20 protein-coding genes are annotated in these 20,154 nt (G+C 65.0%); 5 read left to right on the forward strand and 15 right to left on the reverse strand.

Annotation, left to right across the window (positions count from 1 at the left end; genetic code table 11):
* Positions 1 to 22: 22 nt before the first annotated feature.
* The 4 genes from hemF to clpS form a co-directional block, all read right to left on the reverse strand.
* Positions 23 to 925: an oxygen-dependent coproporphyrinogen oxidase gene (hemF, locus tag MHM88_RS04770; RefSeq protein WP_239360612.1), complete on the reverse strand. Its 903-nt coding sequence runs from the start codon at positions 923 to 925 to the stop codon at positions 23 to 25.
* 40 nt (positions 926 to 965) lie between these two features.
* Positions 966 to 1,769: an SDR family NAD(P)-dependent oxidoreductase gene (locus tag MHM88_RS04775; RefSeq protein WP_239318637.1), complete on the reverse strand. Its 804-nt coding sequence runs from the start codon at positions 1,767 to 1,769 to the stop codon at positions 966 to 968.
* Between the two features lie 152 nt (positions 1,770 to 1,921).
* On the reverse strand, positions 1,922 to 2,908 hold the full coding sequence (locus tag MHM88_RS04780; RefSeq protein ID WP_239360614.1) for a class I SAM-dependent methyltransferase: 987 nt from the start codon (positions 2,906 to 2,908) through the stop codon (positions 1,922 to 1,924).
* Positions 2,909 to 2,947: 39 nt separating this feature from the next.
* Positions 2,948 to 3,289 carry an ATP-dependent Clp protease adapter ClpS gene (gene clpS, locus MHM88_RS04785; protein WP_239360616.1) on the reverse strand — a complete coding sequence of 114 codons (342 nt, stop codon included), beginning with the start codon at positions 3,287 to 3,289 and terminating at the stop codon, positions 2,948 to 2,950.
* A 90-nt stretch (positions 3,290 to 3,379) separates the two neighbouring features.
* Here clpS and MHM88_RS04790 point away from each other — a divergent pair, with 90 nt between their 5' ends.
* Positions 3,380 to 4,093, forward strand: a complete 714-nt coding sequence (locus MHM88_RS04790) for an HAD family hydrolase (protein WP_239360628.1) — start codon at positions 3,380 to 3,382, stop codon at positions 4,091 to 4,093.
* A gap of 406 nt (positions 4,094 to 4,499) precedes the next feature.
* Positions 4,500 to 6,098, forward strand: coding sequence for a D-alanyl-D-alanine carboxypeptidase family protein (locus MHM88_RS04795; protein WP_370687461.1), 1,599 nt, complete (start codon positions 4,500 to 4,502; stop codon positions 6,096 to 6,098).
* 209 nt (positions 6,099 to 6,307) lie between these two features.
* Here MHM88_RS04795 and ccoS read toward each other — a convergent pair whose 3' ends face one another.
* The 5 genes from ccoS to MHM88_RS04820 all read right to left on the reverse strand — a co-directional run bounded on the left by ccoS (position 6,308) and on the right by MHM88_RS04820 (position 11,738).
* Positions 6,308 to 6,466 carry a cbb3-type cytochrome oxidase assembly protein CcoS gene (ccoS, locus tag MHM88_RS04800; protein WP_239318628.1) on the reverse strand — a complete coding sequence of 53 codons (159 nt, stop codon included), beginning with the start codon at positions 6,464 to 6,466 and terminating at the stop codon, positions 6,308 to 6,310.
* A 20-nt stretch (positions 6,467 to 6,486) separates the two neighbouring features.
* A complete protein-coding gene (locus tag MHM88_RS04805; RefSeq protein ID WP_239360632.1) occupies positions 6,487 to 8,670 on the reverse strand; it encodes a heavy metal translocating P-type ATPase in 2,184 nt (727 codons plus the stop codon).
* A 126-nt stretch (positions 8,671 to 8,796) separates the two neighbouring features.
* A complete protein-coding gene (locus tag MHM88_RS04810; protein WP_239360635.1) occupies positions 8,797 to 9,273 on the reverse strand; it encodes a FixH family protein in 477 nt (158 codons plus the stop codon).
* 3 nt (positions 9,274 to 9,276) lie between these two features.
* The gene (gene ccoG, locus MHM88_RS04815; protein WP_239360638.1) at positions 9,277 to 10,707 is read right to left on the reverse strand and encodes a cytochrome c oxidase accessory protein CcoG; all 1,431 of its coding nucleotides are present in this window, start codon (positions 10,705 to 10,707) and stop codon (positions 9,277 to 9,279) included.
* A 146-nt stretch (positions 10,708 to 10,853) separates the two neighbouring features.
* Positions 10,854 to 11,738, reverse strand: a complete 885-nt coding sequence (locus MHM88_RS04820; protein WP_239360641.1) for a LysR substrate-binding domain-containing protein — start codon at positions 11,736 to 11,738, stop codon at positions 10,854 to 10,856.
* Positions 11,739 to 11,848: 110 nt separating this feature from the next.
* On the opposite strand from MHM88_RS04820, the gene MHM88_RS04825 reads away from it, so the two are divergent.
* Positions 11,849 to 12,052, forward strand: coding sequence for a hypothetical protein (locus MHM88_RS04825; protein ID WP_239360643.1), 204 nt, complete (start codon positions 11,849 to 11,851; stop codon positions 12,050 to 12,052).
* A 590-nt stretch (positions 12,053 to 12,642) separates the two neighbouring features.
* On the opposite strand, the gene ccoP is transcribed toward MHM88_RS04825, so the two are convergent.
* Genes ccoP through ccoN form a run of 4 tightly spaced genes read right to left on the reverse strand, consistent with a single transcriptional unit; the run spans position 12,643 to position 16,086 of the window.
* Positions 12,643 to 13,527, reverse strand: coding sequence for a cytochrome-c oxidase, cbb3-type subunit III (gene ccoP, locus MHM88_RS04830; RefSeq protein WP_239360645.1), 885 nt, complete (start codon positions 13,525 to 13,527; stop codon positions 12,643 to 12,645).
* Positions 13,524 to 13,721 carry a cbb3-type cytochrome c oxidase subunit 3 gene (locus tag MHM88_RS04835; RefSeq protein WP_239318619.1) on the reverse strand — a complete coding sequence of 66 codons (198 nt, stop codon included), beginning with the start codon at positions 13,719 to 13,721 and terminating at the stop codon, positions 13,524 to 13,526. Before MHM88_RS04835 ends, ccoP begins: the two co-directional genes overlap by 4 nt.
* Positions 13,722 to 13,735: 14 nt before the next feature.
* Positions 13,736 to 14,467, reverse strand: a complete 732-nt coding sequence (gene ccoO / locus MHM88_RS04840; protein ID WP_239318617.1) for a cytochrome-c oxidase, cbb3-type subunit II — start codon at positions 14,465 to 14,467, stop codon at positions 13,736 to 13,738.
* Positions 14,468 to 14,481: 14 nt separating this feature from the next.
* Positions 14,482 to 16,086, reverse strand: coding sequence for a cytochrome-c oxidase, cbb3-type subunit I (gene ccoN / locus MHM88_RS04845; RefSeq protein WP_239318616.1), 1,605 nt, complete (start codon positions 16,084 to 16,086; stop codon positions 14,482 to 14,484).
* Positions 16,087 to 16,311: 225 nt separating this feature from the next.
* On the opposite strand from ccoN, the gene MHM88_RS04850 reads away from it, so the two are divergent.
* Positions 16,312 to 17,151: a universal stress protein gene (locus tag MHM88_RS04850; protein WP_239318615.1), complete on the forward strand. Its 840-nt coding sequence runs from the start codon at positions 16,312 to 16,314 to the stop codon at positions 17,149 to 17,151.
* A gap of 422 nt (positions 17,152 to 17,573) precedes the next feature.
* Here MHM88_RS04850 and fnrL read toward each other — a convergent pair whose 3' ends face one another.
* Entirely contained in the window at positions 17,574 to 18,314 is a 741-nt protein-coding gene (gene fnrL / locus MHM88_RS04855; protein WP_239318610.1) for a transcriptional regulator FnrL, read from the reverse strand.
* A 60-nt stretch (positions 18,315 to 18,374) separates the two neighbouring features.
* On the opposite strand from fnrL, the gene hemN reads away from it, so the two are divergent.
* Entirely contained in the window at positions 18,375 to 19,730 is a 1,356-nt protein-coding gene (gene hemN / locus MHM88_RS04860) for an oxygen-independent coproporphyrinogen III oxidase (protein WP_239360654.1), read from the forward strand.
* 116 nt (positions 19,731 to 19,846) lie between these two features.
* Here the strand turns inward: hemN and MHM88_RS04865 are convergent, their stop codons facing one another.
* Positions 19,847 to 20,119 (reverse strand): hypothetical protein, encoded by a 273-nt coding sequence (locus MHM88_RS04865; RefSeq protein WP_239360657.1) that lies wholly within the window; start codon positions 20,117 to 20,119, stop codon positions 19,847 to 19,849.
* Positions 20,120 to 20,154 lie beyond the last annotated feature (35 nt).

A 20,154-nucleotide genomic window follows, 5' to 3' on the forward strand; every position in this document is an offset into this window, starting at 1 on the left:
CGGGTTTACACCGATGCGACAGTCAGACCCATTTCGCGAGCGGCGGCAGGCTCATCAACACCGCATTGGCGTCATGCCCGGTCTCCAGACCGAACTTGGTGCCGCGATCATAAACGAGGTTGTATTCCGCATAGAGCCCGCGGTGAATGAGCTGCGCGTCTTTGTCCGCCTCAGAACAAGTCTGCACGCGGCGTTTTTCCACCAGCGGCACAAAGGCCGGCAGGAAGGCGCGGCCAATGTCCTGAACCAGCGCAAAATCCGCCGCCCAGTCGCCAGTGTTGTGATCGTCCAGAAAAATGCCGCCAACCCCGCGCGCGCGACCGCGATGCGGGATGAAGAAATACTCATCCGCCCAGGCCTTCAGCCGGGGATAGAGGTCGCCGCCATGCGGGTCGAGATGCGCTTGCTGCACGCCGTGGAAATGCGCCGTGTCCTCGTCATACTCGAGACAGGGGTTGAGATCAGACCCGCCCCCGAACCACCAGCCATGCGGCGTCCAGAACATGCGCGTGTTCATATGCACCGCTGGCACATGCGGGTTGCGCATATGCGCCACCAGCGAAATGCCCGAAGCCCAGAACCGTGGATCTTCCTTCATGCCCGGCAGCCCCTTGCGGGCCGCCATCGCGTTTTGTGCGCGTTCGCCAAGTGTGCCGTAAACCTCGGAAATATTGACCCCGACCTTTTCAAACACGCGGCCGCCACGCATGACGCTCATCAGGCCACCGCCCGCGTCAGAGCCATCGTCCGCCGTGCGCTTGGTCTCGCTCACGTCAAACCGACCCGCCTCCATCTCGGCAAAGGGGCCGTCTGTATGGCTGTCCTCCAGCCCCTCAAAAGCTGCAACGATCTGATCGCGCAGCTCCCGGAACCATGCTGCCGCGCGCGCTTTTTCTGCGCGCATCTCTGTCGCGTTCTCTGCCATCCGGGCCTCCTGGGTCAGATCGTACTTCGGGCGTGCCGCCTCAATGCACCGGCGCGGTGACGGGATCAAGCAGCGTGCGCCCACCATCCAGCGTCAGCACCTGCCCGGTCATAAATCCCGAGGCCTCGGAGGCCAGAAACTGCGCCGTCTCGGTCAGTTCGGTGGGCGGCGCGATCCGGTTCAGGGGCGTGTGCTCCTCGATGTCCTGCCGCAGGGAGCGGTTGTCCTTGAGCGTGGCCTGCATCGACGCACTCATCACAGAGCCGAAGGCGATGGAATTCACCCGAATCTTATGCGGCGCCAGCGACACCGCCAGCGAGCGTGTCATCTGGTCCAGCGCGGCCGAGGTCACGGAGTACCCCATCAGATCCGGGTGGGTGCGCCGCGCGGCAATGGACGACAGGTTGATGATGGCGCCGTTTGCGCCGTCGTCGTCGCGTTCCTCACCCTGGCGGATCATCCGCTTGGCCACATGCTGCGACAGGCGCAGGGTGGACATCAGGTTCTGCCGCAACAGGAACTCGACGCTTTCGTCATCGGGGTTCAGCGGCTCGCTCGGCACGACCTTGCGGGCGCCATTGACCAGGATGTCGATCTTGTCAAACGCGTCGATTGTGGCCGACAACAGGTTGGCGATGGTCAGCCGCTCGCGCAGGTCGCCGGCAAAATGGCGGATATTGCTGTCCTCGACGTCGCTGCCCAGCTCTTGCAGCAGCGCCGATTCATCCTGGTCCACGAACATCACATTTGCGCCTTCGCGGGCAAATTGCCGCCCGATCGCCAAACCGATGCCATTGGCAGCGCCGGTCACGATCGCGGTCTTGCCGGAGATTGAAAAACTCATGGGATAAAGATCCTTGCTTGGTCAGGCGATGCGCCTGTTCCTTGGGCCAGGTTGCAGATCAGAAGTCCCGCAGGGGACCGCATGTCGCCGCGACGATACCCCGAAGGTTTGCAGATTTGAACAGGTTTTGCAGCCGCATCCGCAGACCGGGGTCAGCGCGTCCGGCGCGGACGTGAGGCATGCAGGATCTTGAAGCGATTGTCGCCCGCGACCTCGCTGTGAGAGGCAAACACCGCCCCCAGCGGGGTCTCATACGGCAGGTGCCGGTTTGCCACCAGCCAGAGCTGGCCCGCCGGTTTCAACAGCCGCGCGGCATTGGCGATAAACGCCTGCCCCAGCGCCGGCTCCGCGCTGCGCCCGCTGTGAAACGGCGGGTTCATCACGATCGCATCCAGACTGCCCTTGGCACCCCAGTCGCGCGCATCCGCCCAGTGAAACTGCGCCCGCGCATCCGTCACATTGCGGCGCGCAGAGCCCAGGGCACCATGGTCCGCCTCCACCAGATGCAGCACCTCGACACCAGCGCGGCTCAGAACCTGAGCCGAGAGATAGCCCCATCCGGCCCCAAGATCGGCCACCTCCTTGCCGAGTTTTTCCGGCAGCGCCGCGGCCAACAAGGCAGAGGCAGGATCAATGCCATCCGCAGAAAACACGCCCGGCGCCGTCTCATAGCCACCGGCGACCACCTGCGGCGCCGCGATCCAGTCGGACAGATCCAGCCCCCCGCCGATGCAAAAGGCTTTGCCATGCGCCTTGGACATGGCGGCAGAGGGGTCGGTGCGTGTCTTCAACGCCTTCAACAGGGAATCGATGCCATCGGTCTTGGCGCCATCAATCAGCACCGGGCCCGTCGTCGTCGCTGCCGCCTGCGCCACCAGATGCCGCGCCAGGGATTTTGCCCGCGGCAGGAACACCACCGCAGCAGCATAGGTCGCCCCCGGCTGGACCTCGGCCAGGCAGGACAGCCCCCGCGCGGCCCAATCGTCATGATCGGGCTTCAGCGGCTGGATCACCTCCAGCCGGTCCTGCGGCAATGCGGAGAGATCGTGCCCCTCGCGCGGATGGAACACGGCGATTCGCCCCGTTTCAGGAACGGCGAACGCGCCCGATTGAACCGCGAGGCTCAGGCGTTGGGACATCTTGAAAGACCTTTCCGGGACCAACCGCGCAGGGGCGGATCAGTCGTCTTTTTCCATGGTGCATTGCAGCGGATGCTGGTGGCGACGGGCGTAATCCATCACCTGCGCAACCTTGGTTTCGGCGACCTCATGGCTGAAAACGCCAACGACGGCGACGCCTTTTTTGTGCACTGTGAGCATGATTTCAAAGGCTTGCGCATGATTGAGCCCAAAGAACCGCTCCAGCACGATCACCACGAATTCCATCGGCGTGTAGTCGTCATTCAACAGCAGCACCTTGTAGCGCGGCGGCCGTTGCGTCCGCGGGCGCGTCTTGGTCAGGACACCAAGGTCGCTGTCGTCTTCCGGAGTCTCCGACATCATAACGGGGTGCTTTAGCATGGGATCAAAAGTTTCCAGTCGTGCATCTGCGTTCGTCACCGGCTTATATAGGGGAAGACCCAATAAGGAAAAGAGATTGAGATCGGGATAATGCCTAGAACGCTGACGACCATCGGTTTTGACGCAGATGACACGCTCTGGCACAACGAGCGCTTCTTTCGGGTCACCCAGGACCGCTTTGCCGAACTGCTGATGGATCACACCCCCGACGACATGGGGCCGGAGGAACTGGACCGCAAACTGCTGGACGCCGAGAAACGCAATCTGGGCGCCTATGGCTACGGCGTCAAAGGCTTCACCCTGTCGATGATCGAAACCGCGATCGACGTGACGGAGGGGCGCGTGCCCTCCGCCGTCATCAAGGAATTGCTGGAAGCGGGACAGATGATGCTGTCCTTCCCGATCGAGCTGCTGCCCCATGCCCGCAACACCGTCGAGGCCGTGGCCGAGGACTACAAGCTGGTGCTGATCACCAAGGGCGACCTGCTGGATCAGGAACGCAAACTGGCGCAATCCGGCCTGGGCGATCTGTTCGACGCCGTCGAAGTGGTGTCGGAGAAGACACCGCAGGTCTATGTCGACATCTTCGACCGCCATGGCTCCGGGGTGGAGCATGCGCTGATGGCGGGCAACTCGATGCGATCTGATGTGGTCCCGGTGGTGGAGGCCGGCGGCTTTGGCGTCTATGTGCCCCACGGTCTGGTCTGGGAGGTCGAACACGCCGAGGCCCCCGCCGACAGCCCCCGGTTTCACGAGATCCGCGACCTCGGTGATCTGCCGACCCTGATCGCCCGCATCGGCTGAGTCCTGCCGAGCAGCGGAGGTTATGTTAACCCTTTGTTTACTGCTGTGACCCCAAGGCCGCATTTGCTCAGGAAATGCGCGGTTTCCAGACCCGCCGCCGCAAAGCGAACACCAGAAAATCGCAGGGGGTGCAGGCGCCCCGCCCACCCGATCTAGCGGTGCCATTTCGACAGGACACCACATGTCGAAACGGCTCGCAAATTGCGCTGTGCAGACGCTTCGATGTTCCTTCACAACTGGTTTATTCGACCCACCGGCTATGATACGCTGATCGCAGCAGACAAAACGTCAGCCGGAAAACCGGCGACACGAGGCAGACATGGCAGTGATTTCTAAGGTCGATGGCGGTCGTCCCTTCTCTATTTGGGCGGGATTGGTCCGTGAAACGGAACGCACTCCGGGGCAGATGAGCCTCCGCAGACTTGCACGGCGATGCAGGCTGGCCACGATGGGGCTGATGCTGATCGCGGGACTGGTGGTTGCGGCGCAGGCGTCCCGGGTGGAAGCCGCGCCTTATGCGGCGATGGTTATGGATGCGCGCACCGGCGAGGTGCTGCATTCCCGCAATGCCGACACCCGATTGCACCCGGCGTCGCTGACCAAGATGATGACGCTCTACATCGCCTTTGAGGCGGTGCGGAACGGCGAGATCGACCTCGACACCCGAATCACGGTGTCGCGCAACGCCGAAGCCGAACCCCCGTCGGAACTGGGCCTGCGTCGCGGGCAGAAGATCGCCCTGCGCTATCTGATCCGGGCGGCGGCGGTGAAATCCGCCAATGACGCGGCCACCGCCATCGGCGAGGCGATCTCCGGGTCGGAAGCGGCCTTTGCCCGGCGCATGAACCGCACCGCCAAGGCCCTTGGCATGACCCGCACCACGTTCAAGAACGCCCACGGCCTGACCGCCAGCGGGCATCTGTCGACCGCGCGCGACATGACCACGCTGGGGCGGCACATCCTCTATGATTACCCGGAATACTATAACCTGTTTTCCCGGACCTCGACCGATGCCGGGATGAAGGTGGTCTATAACACCAACCGCCGCCTGCTGGCCGCCTATCGCGGGGCCGACGGCATCAAGACCGGCTATACCCGCGCCGCGGGCTTCAACCTCGTGTCCTCTGCCAAACGCGGCGATGAGCGGATCATCGCAACCGTCTTTGGCGGCAAATCCACCGCGTCGCGCAATGCCAAGATCGCAGAGCTCCTGGACCTCGGTTTCCGCCGCGCGCCGGCCTATGCCAAGCTGCAGAAACCGGCGCTGCCGCCCTATGTCGGCAACAGCGGCGTGCAGCTGGCCGAAGACGACTCCCATGGCCTGGCGGGCAAGACCATCCGGGTGAGCGGTGTCATCTCTGAAACCCTGCGCCCGCGCGCCCGCCCCGCCCCCGAGGTCGATCCGGCCGCCCTGGTCGCCGCTGCCGAGATCCCCGAAGAGGCGACCCCGGACACCGGCGAGGAGGTCCAGGTCGCCGCACTTGATTCCGATGCGCTTCAGTCCGGCATCAACAGCGCCATTCTGGAAGTCACCGAAGTCTCCGCCCTGCAACCGGTGGCCCGTCCCGAGAGCCTGCAAGCGCAGACCGACGGCGATGCGGAGCTGAAAGCGGAGATCAGCACCGCCGTGGCCAAGGCGGTCTCCGCCCCCACCCAGCGCCGCTATACCGGTCCGCGCCCGCAGGCCCGCCCGGCCACCTTTGACACCCGCGTCGCCTCCGTCGAGGAGGAACCGGTGGTGGTGACCCGTCTCTCCACATCGGGGGGGCGCTACTGGGGCATCAACGTCGGGCGCTACACGACGCGGTTCCAGGCCGAAAAGGTCCTGTTGCGCACGGCGCTGGCCGAGATGGAGACCCTCGACGGGTCCCTGCGCAAGGTGGTGCGGAGCCCGCGCGGGTTTGACGCCCATTTCCTCGGCATGACCAAGGACGGCGCGGAACTCGCCTGTCGCCGCCTCAATTCGCGCAATGTGACCTGCGAAACCCTCGGGCCGGCCTCCTGACACCTCGGTTCATGCGGGACCTCCCCACCGAGCCAAAACCGGGGCGGGGCGGCTCCCGCCTGTCAAACGCGCATTGACATGCGCGATGCCAGTTGGGCCCGGCACCGCTGACGCGGTGCGGGCCCGTTTTCCATCGGCCAGATCACAATCAGATGCGGATGCGCCCCAAGAATGCGCCCCCGCGCCCCCCGGGGGCTGTCCGGCACGTGTCAGGGTTTGGGGTGGTCGTCCCACTCATCACTGAGAATGCGCCGCGCGTCCCCTTCCGGATCATCATACTGATCCGAGCGCACGGTGTAGATGAAGCCGATCAGCCCCGCCCCGCCAAGGATCAGGGAAATCGGAATCAGATAGGACAAGACAGTCATACGTGCTCTCCTTCACCCGCTCAGCGCAACCGCAGCGCATTGAGCGATACGGTAATCGAGGAGGTGGACATGGCCAGCGCCGCGATCAAGGGGGTGGCAAGACCGGCAATCGCCAACGGCACCGCAATGATATTGTAGATCGTGGCGATGCGAAAGTTCTCGCGGATGCGGCGGGTGGCCCGGCGCGCCACGCCACAGGCTTCGGCAATCGGCGCAAGGTCCTGCCCCAGCAGCACGATGTCCGACGCCACGCGGGCGGCATCCAGCGCCGAGGCCGGCGAGATCGACACATGCGCCCCGGCCAGGGCGGCGGTATCGTTCAGACCATCGCCGACCATCAGCACCTTGTGACCGGCCTGGGTCAGATCCCGCACATAGGTCGCCTTCTGCTCTGGCAGTGCTTCGGCCACCCAGGTCCGGATGCCGAGCCGCTGCGCCAGATCCTCCACCGCTGCCGGGGCATCGCCCGAAACCAGCCGCACGTCCTTGCCGGCGTCGCGCAGGGCGGAGACCGCCGCCGCCGCACCGGGGCGCAGGCTGTCGGCAAAGCGGATCGCAACGGGCGCGCCCTCCCCCGGGTCCAGCCATGTGGTGGTTTGCGTCGTCGACGCCGTGGCGCCGACCCAGGCCCCACGGCCCAGCCGGACCTGTCGCCCCGCGAGGCGGGCTTCGGTCCCATACCCCGGCACCTCGCGCAGATCGGTGACAGCCACAGGCGTGCCCCCGGCGGCGCGTGCGGCGCGGCTCAGCGATTGCGCCAGGGGGTGCGCGGACCCCTCTGCCAGCGCCAGCGCCAGTGACAGCTGCTCGCGGCTCAGATCCTCCAGGTTCACCACCTCCGGCGTCCCCGCCGTCAGCGTCCCGGTCTTGTCAAAAACCACCGTGTCCACCTCCGCCAGCCGCTCCAGCGCGGTGGCATGTTTGACCAGCAGGCCGGCCCGGAACAGCCGGCCGGAGGCCGCGGTCGTCACCGCCGGCACCGCCAGCCCCAGCGCACAGGGGCAGGTGATAATCAGCACCGCGGCGGCGATATTCAGCGCCGTGCGCAGGTCAAACGTGTAGAGATACCAGCCCACGAAGGCGAGCGCCGAGAGGATATGCACCCCCGGCGCGTAGAGCTTTGCCGCACTGTCGGCGAGCGAGGTATAGCGCGACCGCCCCGACTCGGCGATGGCGACCAGATCGGCCATGCGGTGCAGCGAGGTTTCCTCTCCGACCGCGGTTGCCCGCAGGGTCAGCGGGCCGGTCAGATTGACCTCGCCTGCGGACACCTGCCGCCCGGGTTCGGCCAGCACCGGCAGGGTTTCCCCGGTCAGGAGCGAGCGATCCAGTTCCGACCGCCCCTCGACGATTTCGCCATCCACCGGCATGCGGCCGCCCGGCCGGACCCGGATCAGATCGCCGATCTTCAGATCCGCGACAGAGACCTCCACCTCCTGGCCCTGCGCATCCAGCCGCCAGGCGCGCGGCACTTCCAGGGCTGCCAGCTCCTCGGCGGCGGATCGGGCCGCGGCACGGGTGCGATGGTCGAGGTAGCGCCCCGCCAGCAGAAAGAAGGTCAGCGTCAGGGCCGCATCGAAATAGGCATGCTCACCGGACAGCGAGGTCTCCCACAGGGAGGTCACCAGCGCCAGCAGCAGCGCCAGCACGATCGGCACATCCATGTTGAGGCGCCCGGCCTTCAGCGCCGCCCAGGCATTGCGATAGAACGGCTGGCCCGCATAGATCACCGCCGGAAAGGTGATCGCGGCAGAGATCCAGTGGAACATGTCACGGGTGGCGTCGGAGGCCCCGGACCAGACCGAAATCGACAGGAGCATCACGTTCATCGAGGCAAAGCCCGCCACCGCCAGCCGCAGCAGCAGGTCCCGGCCCGCCCGATCCGTCGCCGTGGCCGAGAGGGCGGCGGCGTCCAGCTCGTGCGCCTCGTAGCCCAGCGCCTCGCACACCGGCACCAGATCCGCCGCCCGCAGATCCGGGTCGGCCTCGACCAAGGCGCGTTTCAGCGTCAGGTTGACCCGCGCATCCCGCACTCCCGGCACCGCATTCAGGCCGCGCTCGACAGCGGAAATACAGGCCTGACAATGGATCGTCGGCAGCGAAATCGCCAGCCGGGCCTCGGTGGGGGCAGTGTCGACCGCCTCGCTCGGGGCGGCAACGCAGCCCGGGCACACGGCCGTCTGATGGCGCAGGGGAGCGGTCATTGCGGTCTCTCTTCCAAACCTCTGACAGCGGATGCCACGGGGCGCAGGCGCCGCCGGGATGACTGCGATGCGCCCGCCGCCGGCCCAGAGACCGGTCTCCCTGTCGGGCATACGCGGGTCATGCGCTCAGCGCTGCACATGCAGGATCACCCGCTGCATGAACTCGGTGCCGTCCTCGGCCCGCGCGATCATGCGAATGTTCCAGTTGCCGGGGGCCAGTTCCGCCGAGGCTACATAGGCGCTGCCGTCGAATGTGAACTGCGGCTTCTGGTCGTCTTTCACATGGGTGGCACGCCCCAGCGTCGCCGTGAGCGAGGCAACCTCCACCGGCTGCCCGTCGCGATCCGTGATCTCCAGCTTGACCTGATCGCCGACCGCAGAGGCATAGACCGACCAGCCCAGCGCCTCCTGCGCGGCGCGGCGGGTGTCGAACTGCTGGCTGGCCACATAGGAGTTCTTCACCTCCAGCCCCGGAAAGGTGCGCACCGCGCTGACCGCCATGTAGATGTTCACGGCAATGATGATGCCAAAGGCGGTGACGCAGATCGCCAGCATGTGCTTGCCGGTGAATTCCCGTGGCTTTGCATCGGTCTTGCTGGTCATGGATCAGTTCCCCCGTCCATTGAAGGTGGTATCGCGATAGGCGCGCTCGCCCGAGGTCACATCCTCGACCCAGAGCCGCAGCCCGGTGCTTTCCGCCTCTGCCGGGCCGGTGCCGCGCGGGGCGGTGATATAGACCCGTTGCAGGCTGGCGGTGTCCGCGGGCACATCGACGGTAACACCCTCCTCGCCCTCAAGCGAGACCTGCAACGCCGGATCGCCCACCACCGACAGGGCAAATTCCCGGGTCTCGCCATGTTTGTTCGACAGGCGCACGTCATAGGTGTTGCGAATGGTGCCATCGGACAGGGTCACGAAGGTCGGATTGCGCACCGGCGCCACCGTCATGTTGATGTCGGCGCGAATGAACAAGGCAAACACCAGCCCCAGGCCGACCCCGCCCCAGAGCGTGGTGTACATGATCGTGCGGGGGCGCAGGATGTGTTTCCAGACCGGGCGCGGCGGCTTGCCCGCGCGTTCGTTGGTCTCATCCGACAGCGCCATATAGTCGATCAGCCCGCGCGGTTTGCCCACTTTGGCCATGATATCGTCGCAGGCATCGATGCAGAGCGCGCAGGTGATGCACTCCATCTGCTGACCGTCGCGGATGTCGATCCCCATCGGGCAGACGTTGACGCAGGCCATGCAGTCGATGCAGTCGCCCAGTTTGTCGGCCTCGGCGGATTTGCGATGCTTGCCGCGCGGCTCTCCGCGCCAGTCGCGATAGCCCACGGTCAGCGTGTCCTCATCCATCATCGCTGCCTGGATGCGAGGCCAGGGGCAGGCGTAGATGCAGATCTGTTCACGGGCAAAGCCGCCAAAGAAGAAGGTGGTGAAGGTCAGGATCGCCATCGTGGTATAGGCCACGGGATGCGCCTGTCCGGTCACCAGATCCTGCGCCAGCGTCGGCGCATCGGCAAAATAGAACACCCAGGCGCCGCCGGTCGCCAGACCGATCAGGAGCCAGGCAATCCACTTGGTGACCCGCAGGCGGGCCTTGCGGATGTCCCATTTCTTCTGCCGGTGCAGGCGCAGGCGGGCGTTACGATCCCCCTCGATCCAGCGCTCCACCAGGATGAAAAGGTCGGTCCAGACCGTCTGCGGGCAGGCATAGCCACACCAGACCCGCCCCAGCGCCGAGGTGAACAGGAACAGGCCGAGGCCCGCCATGATCAGCAGACCGGCGACAAAATAGAACTCATGCGGCCAGATCTCGATCCAGAAGAAATAGAACCGCCGCCCGGCCAGATCCAGCAGCACCGCCTGATCCGGCAGTTCCGGACCACGGTCCCAGCGGATCCATGGCAGCAGGTAATAAATGCCCAAGGTGATCGCCATGATCACCCATTTGAGGGTGCGGAACTTGCCCGATACACGGCGCGGAAAAATGGGTTCCCGTGCGGCATAGAGGCCGGGGGCTTGGCTCGAATCGCTCAACGTCTGGCTCCGATCCTGTGACAGGTCTGATGGTGTTCTCCCAGAGGCCGGCCGGCGAGACTTTGACGTGGATCAAAATTTGCATTTTACATGTGCGTTTTGCGCAAATGTCGCAGCCTTCAGGAGCCCGCAGCAAATTTCTGCGGTCACCTCAAGGAGGTAGAAGCGCGCTCGCGCCGCAACCAGTTGACGAAATGACGCGCACCCGGACGCAGGAGGCCCGGGCGGTGCACGATATGGTAGCCACGGCCCTGTTCTTCGCAGAAAAGCTCGGTCAGGCGCCCGGCGGCCACATCCGGCGCGACGAAATCGCGCACCGACACCGCCACCCCCTGCCCGGCGCGCAGGGCCTCCATCAGCAGGTTGCCGGGCAGGACAACCCGGCCGGCCTTCAGACTGTCCTCAACCCCGCGCGACCGCAGCCAGACCGAGGCCTCGTTGGTGCCGATTTCCTCAAGCCAGGGCAGGTCGAGCAGATCCTCGGGTTGTTCCACCCGGCGCTGGTCCAGCAAGCCGGGCGCTGCCACGACGACCATGGGCGAGGGCAGCAGCATCTCGGCCTCCAGCCCGGGCCAGGCGCCGTGCCCGTAGCGCAACGCAACATCGATGCCGCCCGGGGTCATCTGCACCACCTCGCCCGTGGGGTCGATGACCAGATCCACCTCCGGATAGGCCTGCCGGAACCCGGCCAGGCGGGGCATCAACCAGTGGGTGGCGAACATCGGCGTGCAGGTCACATGCAGGGGCTGCCCGGCGCCCCGTCTGGTCAGGTCCTGCACCGCGGCGCGAATGGCGCCGAAGCCCAGCGTCAGGGCCTGCGCCAGATGTTCGCCTTCGGCTGTCAGCTTCAGGGCACGGCCAGACCGGTCCAGCAGCGGCACCCCCATATGGGCCTCCAACTGGCGCAGCTGCTGGCTGATGGCGGCATGGCTGACATTCACCAGCGCACCGGCCTGTTGCAGATTGCCGGTTTCGGCAAAGACGGCAAAGGCGCGCAAGGCGGCGAGCGGAGGCATGTCACGCCAGTTCATATGTAATACCTGCTTACATGTCGGATTTCTTCCTGACTCGCATAGATGGGTGAGTCGGGCAAGTATGAGCACAGATCCAGCGTGTGGATCACATGCCAAGGAGATGTGCCATGTTAGTCGATATTTACGCCCGCACCCTGCTGAACGCGACCCGTCACGGTGATCTGCCGCAACGCCCATTGCCGCAGCCGTATCGCGCGCCCCGGCGTCGCCTGGGAGCTCTGCGCCGCCTGATCTCGGCGCTCTGGGCGCGGCGTCCGCAGCCCGCGGCCACCGGCACCCCGCGCTGCGATGTCCCGGTCGCCTGCAAGTAATGGCCCGCACTTAAAAGCGACGCGATCACGGGTTTCGCTTCGGGCTTTGCCCGAAGCGACCAGCGCGGCGCGGGCCCTGCGGGCCCGCGCCGCGCTGCCCCCCTTCAAACCTGTGCGCATCAGGACACCCGTTGCAGGAGGCACCACGCCGTCATCCCGCCCCCGAGTCGCCCAGATGACAAACAGGAGACAAACAGGGGACGCGGGCCAAACGGCGCTATTGCAGGGCGTATAAGAAGAAAAAGCGCCGGCTCCCCAGGAAACGCGCGAACAAGCAGGGAACCGGCGCTGGAAACACCCGCCGGGAGATCCTGGCGGGGTACGGCGGAACCCGGGGCCTGACACGATGGCCTTCCCAACCATGGCCCAGAATTCCGTCTTGCCCCCAGAGTGCCCCGCCACCCCCCGCACAGCCTTGATGCAGATCAACTGCACCCGGATTTTTTACAAAAACGCCGCAATCGGGGCTGATTGCCGCGGGCGGTGCGGGCGGGCGGCAAGAAGCCACCCCGCCGGCAACGCAAAGGGCCGCCCCATTGGGGCGGCCCGGTCGTGTTCAGCGATCCGTTTGTCAGGGACCGGCGCGCGATTTACTCGCCACCGCCCAGCTGGTGCACATAGGCGCTGACGGCGCGGATCTCGGCCTCGCTCAGACGGCTGTCCCAGTTCGGCATGACCCCAAACCGCGAGTTCCAGACGGTCTCGTAAAGGGTGTCGTAGTCGCCGCCATAGAGCCAGATCGCGTCCTTGAGGTTCGGCGCGCCCTGATAGATGTCGCCCGAGGCGTCCTCGCCATGGCAGGAGGCGCAGTTTTCCTCAAACACCACGGCCCCCTCGGCCACTTCGGTGGCATCCTCGGGCGTGCCGGACAGGGACATCACATAGTTGACCACCTGGCTGACCTGCGTCTTGTCCAGCAGTTCGTCCCGCCCGAAGGCCGGCATCGCGGAATAGCGCGCATCGTCGCTGTCCTCGTTGCGGATCCCGTAGGCGACGGTGGTGTAGATGTCCTCCATGGTGCCGCCCCAGAGCCAATCGTCATCCAGAAGGTTGGGATAGCCCTTGGCCCCTGCCGCGCCGGAACCGTGACACTGGGCGCACCAGGTCTTGAACACCGCAGAGCCGGCGGAGACCGCATAGCCCTCAAGCTCGGGGTGGTTAGGAATCGCCGCCAGCTCCAGTGCTTCCAGTTCGGCATTGATCGGCGCATTGGCGGTCTCGACCGCGGCAATCTCGGCCTCCACCTTGGCGCGCGAGGACCAGCCCAGCATGCCGGAGGTCGCCTCGCTCACCAGCGGCCAGGCGGGATAGGCGATGGTGTATCCGATCCCCCAGACGATGGTGGCGTAGAACACCCACAGCCACCAGCGCGGCATCGGGTTGTCGAATTCCATGATCCCGTCCCACTCGTGGCCGGTGGTCTTGGGATCGCCATCGTGGATCTTGACCTTGTTGGTGTTGCCCGTGTCACTCATTGCTGGGCCTCCGATTGAGTGGCGCTCTCGGGCGCCGGCTTGTCCGCATTGCGGAAGGGGATATTGGCTGTGTCCTCATAGGTCTTGGTCGAACCGGGGCGAAACGCCCAGATCACCACACCGATGAAAAAGAGGAACAGAAAGAGAAGCATCCAACTGTCCGCGAACTGTCGCAGCAGGGAATAGGTTTCCATGGCTCGATCCTCCCTTACCGGCTTGCGTCAGGTGTGAAGGTCGAGAAATCGACCAGCGTGCCGAGCATCTGCAGATAGGCGATCAAGGCATCCGCCTCGGAAACACCGGGCTGGCCATCGAAGTTGCGCACGTTGACGCTGTCCTCGCCATACCGTTCCAAGAGCCCGTCGTAATCGCTGTCGGGATCGGCCTGGGCGCGGAAATCACGCTGAGCCTGTTCGATCATCTCCTCGGTGTAGGGCACGCCGACGATGGCATTGGTGGCCATCAGATCGCCGATATACTCGCCGTCGATGCGGGTGCGTTCGAGGAAGTCATACTTCGGCATCACCGATTCCGGCACCACCGCCTGCGGGTCGCGCAGGTGATCGACGTGCCACTCGTCCGAGTAACGTCCCCCGACCCGGGCCAGGTCCGGCCCGGTGCGTTTGGAGCCCCACTGGAACGGGTGGTCGTACATCGACTCCGCCGCCAGCGAGTAGTGGCCGTAGCGTTCGACCTCGTCCCGCATCGGGCGGATCATCTGGCTGTGACAGACGTAGCAGCCTTCGCGGATGTAGATGTCGCGCCCCGCCAGTTCGAGGGGGGTGTAGGGACGCATGCCCTCCACCTCCTCGATGGTGTTCTCCAGGTAGAACAGCGGGGTGATCTGCACCAGGCCACCGATGGTGACGACGAGAAAGGAACAGATCAGCAGAAGCGTCGCGTTCGTCTCGAGGATTTTATGCTTGTCGAGAATTGCCATCTCTCCGGCCCTCCTTATTCAGCCGGGACCGCGACGGACAGGCTGGCCTCTTTGGCCGGCGCCCGACGAACGGTCATCCAGAGGTTGTAGCACATGACCAGCGACCCGGTGAGGAACAGAACCCCGCCCAAACCACGCATCACATACATCGGAAGCTTCGCAGCCACGGTGTCGGCAAAGGACCACACGAGGAAGCCGTTTGCGTCCACTTCACGCCACATCAGGCCTTCCATGATACCGGTCACCCACATGGACGCCGCGTAGAGCACGATGCCGATGGTGGCGAGCCAGAAGTGCCAGCTGACCAGGCTCAGCGAGTAGAGCCGCTCGCGCTTCCACAGAACCGGCGTCAGATAGTAGAGACAGCCGAAGGTGATCATGCCGTTCCAGCCGAGCGCACCGGAGTGCACGTGACCAATGGTCCAGTCGGTGTAATGCGACAGCGAGTTCACCGCGCGGATCGACATCATCGGACCCTCAAACGTGGACATGCCGTAGAACCCGACAGAGATCACCAGCATCCGCAGCACCGGGTCGGTGCGCAGCTTGTCCCAGGCGCCCGAGAGCGTCATCAGACCGTTGATCATACCACCCCAGGACGGCATCCACAGCACGACCGAGAACACCATGCCCAGCGTCGAGGCCCAGTCGGGCAGCGCGGTATAGTGCAGGTGGTGCGGACCGGCCCAGATGTAGATGAAGATCAGCGCCCAGAAGTGGATGATCGACAGTTTGTAGCTGTAGACCGGACGATCCGCCTGTTTCGGAATGAAGTAGTACATCATGCCGAGGAAGCCCGCGGTCAGGAAGAAGCCCACGGCGTTGTGGCCATACCACCATTGCACCATGGCATCCTGCACCCCCGGCCAGACGATCACCGACTTGGAGCCCCAGATCGACACCGGAATGGTCAGGTTGTTGACCACATGCAGCATGGCAACGGTCACGATGAAGGCGAGGAAGAACCAGTTTGCCACGTAGATGTGGCGCTCCTTGCGGCGGATGATGGTGCCCAGGAACACGGCCAGATAGGCGACCCAGACGATGGTCAGCCACAGGTCGATATACCATTCAGGCTCGGCGTATTCCTTGGACTGGGTGCCGCCCAGCAGATAGCCCGTCGCCGCCAGCACGATGAACAGCTGGTAGCCCCAGAACACGAACCACGCCAGATTGCCGCCCCAGAGGCGGGCCGCCGAGGTCCGTTGCACAACGTAGAAGGAGGTCGCGATCAATGCGTTGCCCCCAAACGCAAAAATCACCGCCGAGGTGTGCAGCGGCCGCAACCGGCCAAAGTTGGCAAAGCCCTCGGACCAGTCGAAGTTCAGCACCGGAAAGGCGAGCTGGAAGGCGATGAAGGTGCCCACCAGGAACCCCGCCACGCCCCAGAACGCGGTTGCAATGACGCCGGCTCGCACCACACCATCGAGGTATTCTCCGGTCACCGGAGCCGGCACCGGCTCGTCGGTGTTGCGCAATGTGGCCAGGAACAGGCCACCCGCGACGAGCATCAGGATCACCGCATGCACCTGATAGGCCAGATCCCTGGCGTAGCCGGCGGCGATCATGAAGAAGACCGTCAACACGCCAAGCACGATCAGCTTGAGATAATTAGACATTTCATGCCCCTTTGAATGGTTCACCCGAATCGTATCCCTCGCAGACACAGCACGGGCGTCGTTTTCCCAACCCTGATGCCAGAGCGGGGTTTTGCAAACATTGATCTGCATCAAGATACTCTCGCATGGGATGTGTCATGTCACCTCACGGGATACGGGTGGCACACAGGCCAGCCGGGCGCGTTATCCTTTCTGGGACCACTCGATTTGGGAAAGGGCCAACTCATGACCTACAAGACGATTCTCACGGTGCGTTCGACACCGGACGGCAATGCAACCGCACTGGAGCAGGCCGAGGCGATGGTGCGCCGGGCGGACGGGCATCTGGATGTGCTGTGCCTGGGCGTGGATCGCACCCGCGTCGGCTATTACGATGGGGGCGCCAATGCGATCGCCATCAACACCATGCTGGAGCGCGCGCGCGACGAGGTCAAAGCCACCGAAACCGCGGTCGCGGCGCGGCTGAAATCCAGTGATGTGGCGCATGCGATCTTTACCGCGATCGCGCCACTTGGCGATATTTCCCGGGTCACCGCCCACCATGCGCGGTTCAGCGACCTGGTGGTGATGCAGTTGCCCTATGGCGACGGTCAGGGCCCGGAGGTGGAACCGATCGTCGAGGCGGCGCTGTTTGATGCCCGCACCCCGGTTCTGGTGGTGCCCGACGGCGGCGAGATCGCCCCCGCCCCCAAGACCGTGCTTGTCGCCTGGGACGAAAGCATCGAGGCTCTGGTCGCGGTGCGCAAGGCGCTGCCCTTCCTGCAAGCGGCTGATACGGTGCGGATCGCGGTGATCGACCCGCCCAAACACGGGATCGAACGCTCCGACCCGGGCGGGATGCTGTGCCAGATGCTGGCGCGGCATGGGGTGGCCTGTGAGATCGACGTGCTGAGCAAGACGCTGCCGCGCGTGTCCGATGTGCTCAGCCGCCACGCCACCGACACCGGTGCGGAGATGATCGTGATGGGCGCCTATGGCCACTCCCGGTTCCGCGAATCGATCCTTGGCGGCACCACCCGCAACATGCTGGAACATGCCGAGGTGCCGGTGCTGATGGCGCATTGACCGGCGCCGACACCCGCCCGCAGCGCAGGTCAGATCACGGGTCAGTGTCGCGGGCCAGCCCCCCGGCGAACCGCTCCCCGTGCGCAGGGGCGCAGCCGGGGGCGCTCCCGCGCCCGCGCAGACCCTGACCGGAGGTCAGGCCCCTACAGACGGTCTTGGGCCCGGCAGCCAGCCCCCACCGGGGGCTGGCTGCGCGCCGCGTGGCCCTTGGCCACGCGGCGCCCCCGCCTCCGAGGCAGGCACACCCTGTCAGGGGGATGCTCCAGCGGGCAGGTCACCGATCATCAAATGCAAAAATCAGACAGGACGATCCGGGAAGGGCACAGGTCTGACTGCACACTGACTCTGACGGCACATTGACCGCGCCATGCCCGAACCGTGCCCGCACCGTGCCCGGTTCTCGCACCCAAACCCTCCGCGGCCTAGTCGACAAACCCGCCGTCGCTGTCATCGCCAGCCTCTTCGATCAGGCGGCGCATGTCGGGCACGGTCACATGCCGCTTGCCCTCCAGCACGATCACGCCGGATTTCTTCAGCGCAGAGATCTGGCGGCTCACCGTTTCCAGGGTCAGGCCGAGGTAGTCCGCCATCGCCTCCCGCGTCAGCTTGAGATCGAAGCTCACCGCCCCCGTCGCCGCATCGGTGCTGAGCGAGGCATCCCGGCGCGCGATAATGGCAAGCAGGCTGGCGATCTTCTCGCGCGCGGTCTTGCGGCCCAGGACCAGCATCCATTCCCGCGCCGCGTCCAGCTCATCCAGCGTCATCTCCAGCAGCCGGTGGGCAATATGCGGCGTGCGCGCCATCAGCTCCTCAAAGGGTTTCTTGCGAAAACAGCACATGACCACATCCGTCGTGGCCACCACATTATAGGCCGCGCCCTGGCGCCCCGGACGCCCGACAAAATCGCTGGGCAGCAACAGGCCCACCATCTGGGTGCGCCCGTCTTCCATGGTCTGGGTCAGCGTCGCGATGCCGGACACCACCGAGCCGACAAAATTCATCTGATCGCCGGACCAGATGATGGGCTGGCCCGCCTCGTAGCTGCGGTAGTATTTGATCGCATCCAGCGCCTCCAGCTCGTCACCATCGCAACGGGCGCAGACAGCGCGGTGCCGGATCGGACAATCCGCGCACTGGATCGACTGGAATTGAGCAACGGTCATGCACGCCTCTGGTTGATCTGTATCAAGGCCGACCTGGCCGAGTGCCCCTACCCTACGCGTATGACACAGGAATCTCAATTGGCACGGCTCGGACTATTCGACGCAAAAGTGCCCCGGTACACCAGCTATCCGACCGCGCCTCATTTCAACAATGACGTGAGTCCGGACCGCTTTGCGACCTGGATCCGGTCGGTCAAACCGGGTGCGGAGGTCTCTCTCTACGTGCATGTGCCTTTCTGTCGCAGACTGTGCTGGTTCTGCGCCTGCCGCACCCAGGGCACGCAGACGGAGTCGCCGGTCAGAGCCTATGTGGACGTGCTCAAACAGGAGATCGCCCAGCTGGCGCGGCACCTGCCGGAGGGCGTGCAGCTGTCGCGCTTGCATTGGGGCGGCGGCACGCCGACGCTGCTGCCACCCGACATGATCACGGAGCTCGCGGCCGAGATCTTTGCCGTCACGCCCCTGGCGCGGGGCGGAGAGTTCTCGGTCGAGATCGATCCGAACGAAATCGACGCCGCGCGGCTGGATGCGCTGGCTGCGGCGGGCATGACCCGGGCCTCGATCGGGGTGCAGGATTTCGATCCCGAAATCCAACAGACCATCGGCCGCATCCAGCCCTTCGACGTCACCCGCGACGCGGTGGAGATGATTCGCGCCCGTGGCATCGTCAGCCTCAACGCCGACATCCTCTTTGGGCTACCGCATCAGACCCGGCTGCGCATGACCGAAAGCGTGCAAAAGCTGCTGTCGCTGTCGCCGGACCGGGTGGCGCTCTATGGCTATGCCCATGTGCCCTGGATGGCACGGCGCCAGAACATGATCCCGACCGACAGCCTGCCAACGCCCGAAGCCCGCCTGCATCTGTTCGAAACCGCCCAGAGGCTGTTTCGCTGGGATGGCTACCGCGAGATTGGCATCGACCATTTTGCCACCCCGCACGACGGGCTGGCGGTTGCCGAACGCACCGGCAATCTGCGGCGCAATTTCCAGGGCTATACCGATGACCGCTCCGACGTGCTGATCGGCCTCGGGGCGTCCTCCATCTCGCGCTTTCCGCAGGGCTATGCGCAGAACGCGCCCTCCACCTCCGCCTATACAAAGGCGGTCCGAGAGGGGCGCTTTGCCACCGAACGCGGACATGTCTTTGCCGGCGACGACCTGCTGCGCGGACGCATGATCGAATCGCTGATGTGTGATTTCTCGATCTTCGCCAAGGACATCCTGCCGGTCTTCGACATTTCGCCGGCCGCATTGGAGGCCATGTTTCGCGCCGCCGCCGCAGCCTTTCCCGGCATGCTGGATGTGAGTGCGGACGGCTTGCACATCCGTCCCGAGGGCAAGCCGCTGACGCGCATCATCGCGCGCCATTTCGATGCCTATGACCTCAGCAAGGCGGGCCACAGCTCCGCGATCTGAGCGGCGGATCCCTGGCAGGCCCGCCGCTGGCGCGGGCGCACGGGCCGGGTCGGGCGTGACCGCCCGGCGACACGCGGGCCTGATACAGTCTTAATCCGGAAAAGGGCAAAGCCGCCTCAGACAGAGGCGCCCTTGTGACGGATGGCGCAGCCCACCAGCCCCGCCAACAGGCCGATCCCAATGGAAATCGCGTATTCCATCGGCGTGATCGCCACATGGGTCGAATGCGACCCGCCCAGGATCATCGGCGCCAGCAGGCCGACCAGACCTCCAAGCGCGGCCGCCACAAACCAGTTGCGCGTCGCCATCCCGACCGCAACGCCAATGATGCCCGGCAGGCCGATGATGCTGGCCCCGATGGTTCCAAGTAGATCCAGAAAGCTGATCATGGCTGGGTGCTCCCCTGTCGGCCTGTACTTATCGC

The sequence above is a fragment of the Epibacterium sp. MM17-32 genome (assembly GCF_022348205.1).
In the GTDB taxonomy this organism is placed as follows: Bacteria; Pseudomonadota; Alphaproteobacteria; order Rhodobacterales; family Rhodobacteraceae; genus Epibacterium.

Excerpts from the sequence above, each read along its gene's own strand:
- hemF (WP_239360612.1), bottom strand. The coding sequence starts at position 925 with ATGGCAGAGAACGCGACAGAGATGCGCGCAGAAAAAGCGCGCGCGGCA.
- MHM88_RS04775 (WP_239318637.1), bottom strand. The coding sequence starts at position 1,769 with ATGAGTTTTTCAATCTCCGGCAAGACCGCGATCGTGACCGGCGCTGCC.
- MHM88_RS04780 (WP_239360614.1), bottom strand. The coding sequence starts at position 2,908 with ATGTCCCAACGCCTGAGCCTCGCGGTTCAATCGGGCGCGTTCGCCGTT.
- clpS (WP_239360616.1), bottom strand. The coding sequence starts at position 3,289 with ATGCTAAAGCACCCCGTTATGATGTCGGAGACTCCGGAAGACGACAGC.
- MHM88_RS04790 (WP_239360628.1), top strand. The coding sequence starts at position 3,380 with ATGCCTAGAACGCTGACGACCATCGGTTTTGACGCAGATGACACGCTC.
- MHM88_RS04795 (WP_370687461.1), top strand. The coding sequence starts at position 4,500 with ATGAGCCTCCGCAGACTTGCACGGCGATGCAGGCTGGCCACGATGGGG.
- ccoS (WP_239318628.1), bottom strand. The coding sequence starts at position 6,466 with ATGACTGTCTTGTCCTATCTGATTCCGATTTCCCTGATCCTTGGCGGG.
- MHM88_RS04805 (WP_239360632.1), bottom strand. The coding sequence starts at position 8,670 with ATGACCGCTCCCCTGCGCCATCAGACGGCCGTGTGCCCGGGCTGCGTT.
- MHM88_RS04810 (WP_239360635.1), bottom strand. The coding sequence starts at position 9,273 with ATGACCAGCAAGACCGATGCAAAGCCACGGGAATTCACCGGCAAGCAC.
- MHM88_RS04820 (WP_239360641.1), bottom strand. The coding sequence starts at position 11,738 with ATGAACTGGCGTGACATGCCTCCGCTCGCCGCCTTGCGCGCCTTTGCC.
- MHM88_RS04825 (WP_239360643.1), top strand. The coding sequence starts at position 11,849 with ATGTTAGTCGATATTTACGCCCGCACCCTGCTGAACGCGACCCGTCAC.
- ccoP (WP_239360645.1), bottom strand. The coding sequence starts at position 13,527 with ATGAGTGACACGGGCAACACCAACAAGGTCAAGATCCACGATGGCGAT.
- MHM88_RS04835 (WP_239318619.1), bottom strand. The coding sequence starts at position 13,721 with ATGGAAACCTATTCCCTGCTGCGACAGTTCGCGGACAGTTGGATGCTT.
- ccoO (WP_239318617.1), bottom strand. The coding sequence starts at position 14,467 with ATGGCAATTCTCGACAAGCATAAAATCCTCGAGACGAACGCGACGCTT.
- ccoN (WP_239318616.1), bottom strand. The coding sequence starts at position 16,086 with ATGTCTAATTATCTCAAGCTGATCGTGCTTGGCGTGTTGACGGTCTTC.
- MHM88_RS04850 (WP_239318615.1), top strand. The coding sequence starts at position 16,312 with ATGACCTACAAGACGATTCTCACGGTGCGTTCGACACCGGACGGCAAT.
- fnrL (WP_239318610.1), bottom strand. The coding sequence starts at position 18,314 with ATGACCGTTGCTCAATTCCAGTCGATCCAGTGCGCGGATTGTCCGATC.
- hemN (WP_239360654.1), top strand. The coding sequence starts at position 18,375 with ATGACACAGGAATCTCAATTGGCACGGCTCGGACTATTCGACGCAAAA.
- MHM88_RS04865 (WP_239360657.1), bottom strand. The coding sequence starts at position 20,119 with ATGATCAGCTTTCTGGATCTACTTGGAACCATCGGGGCCAGCATCATC.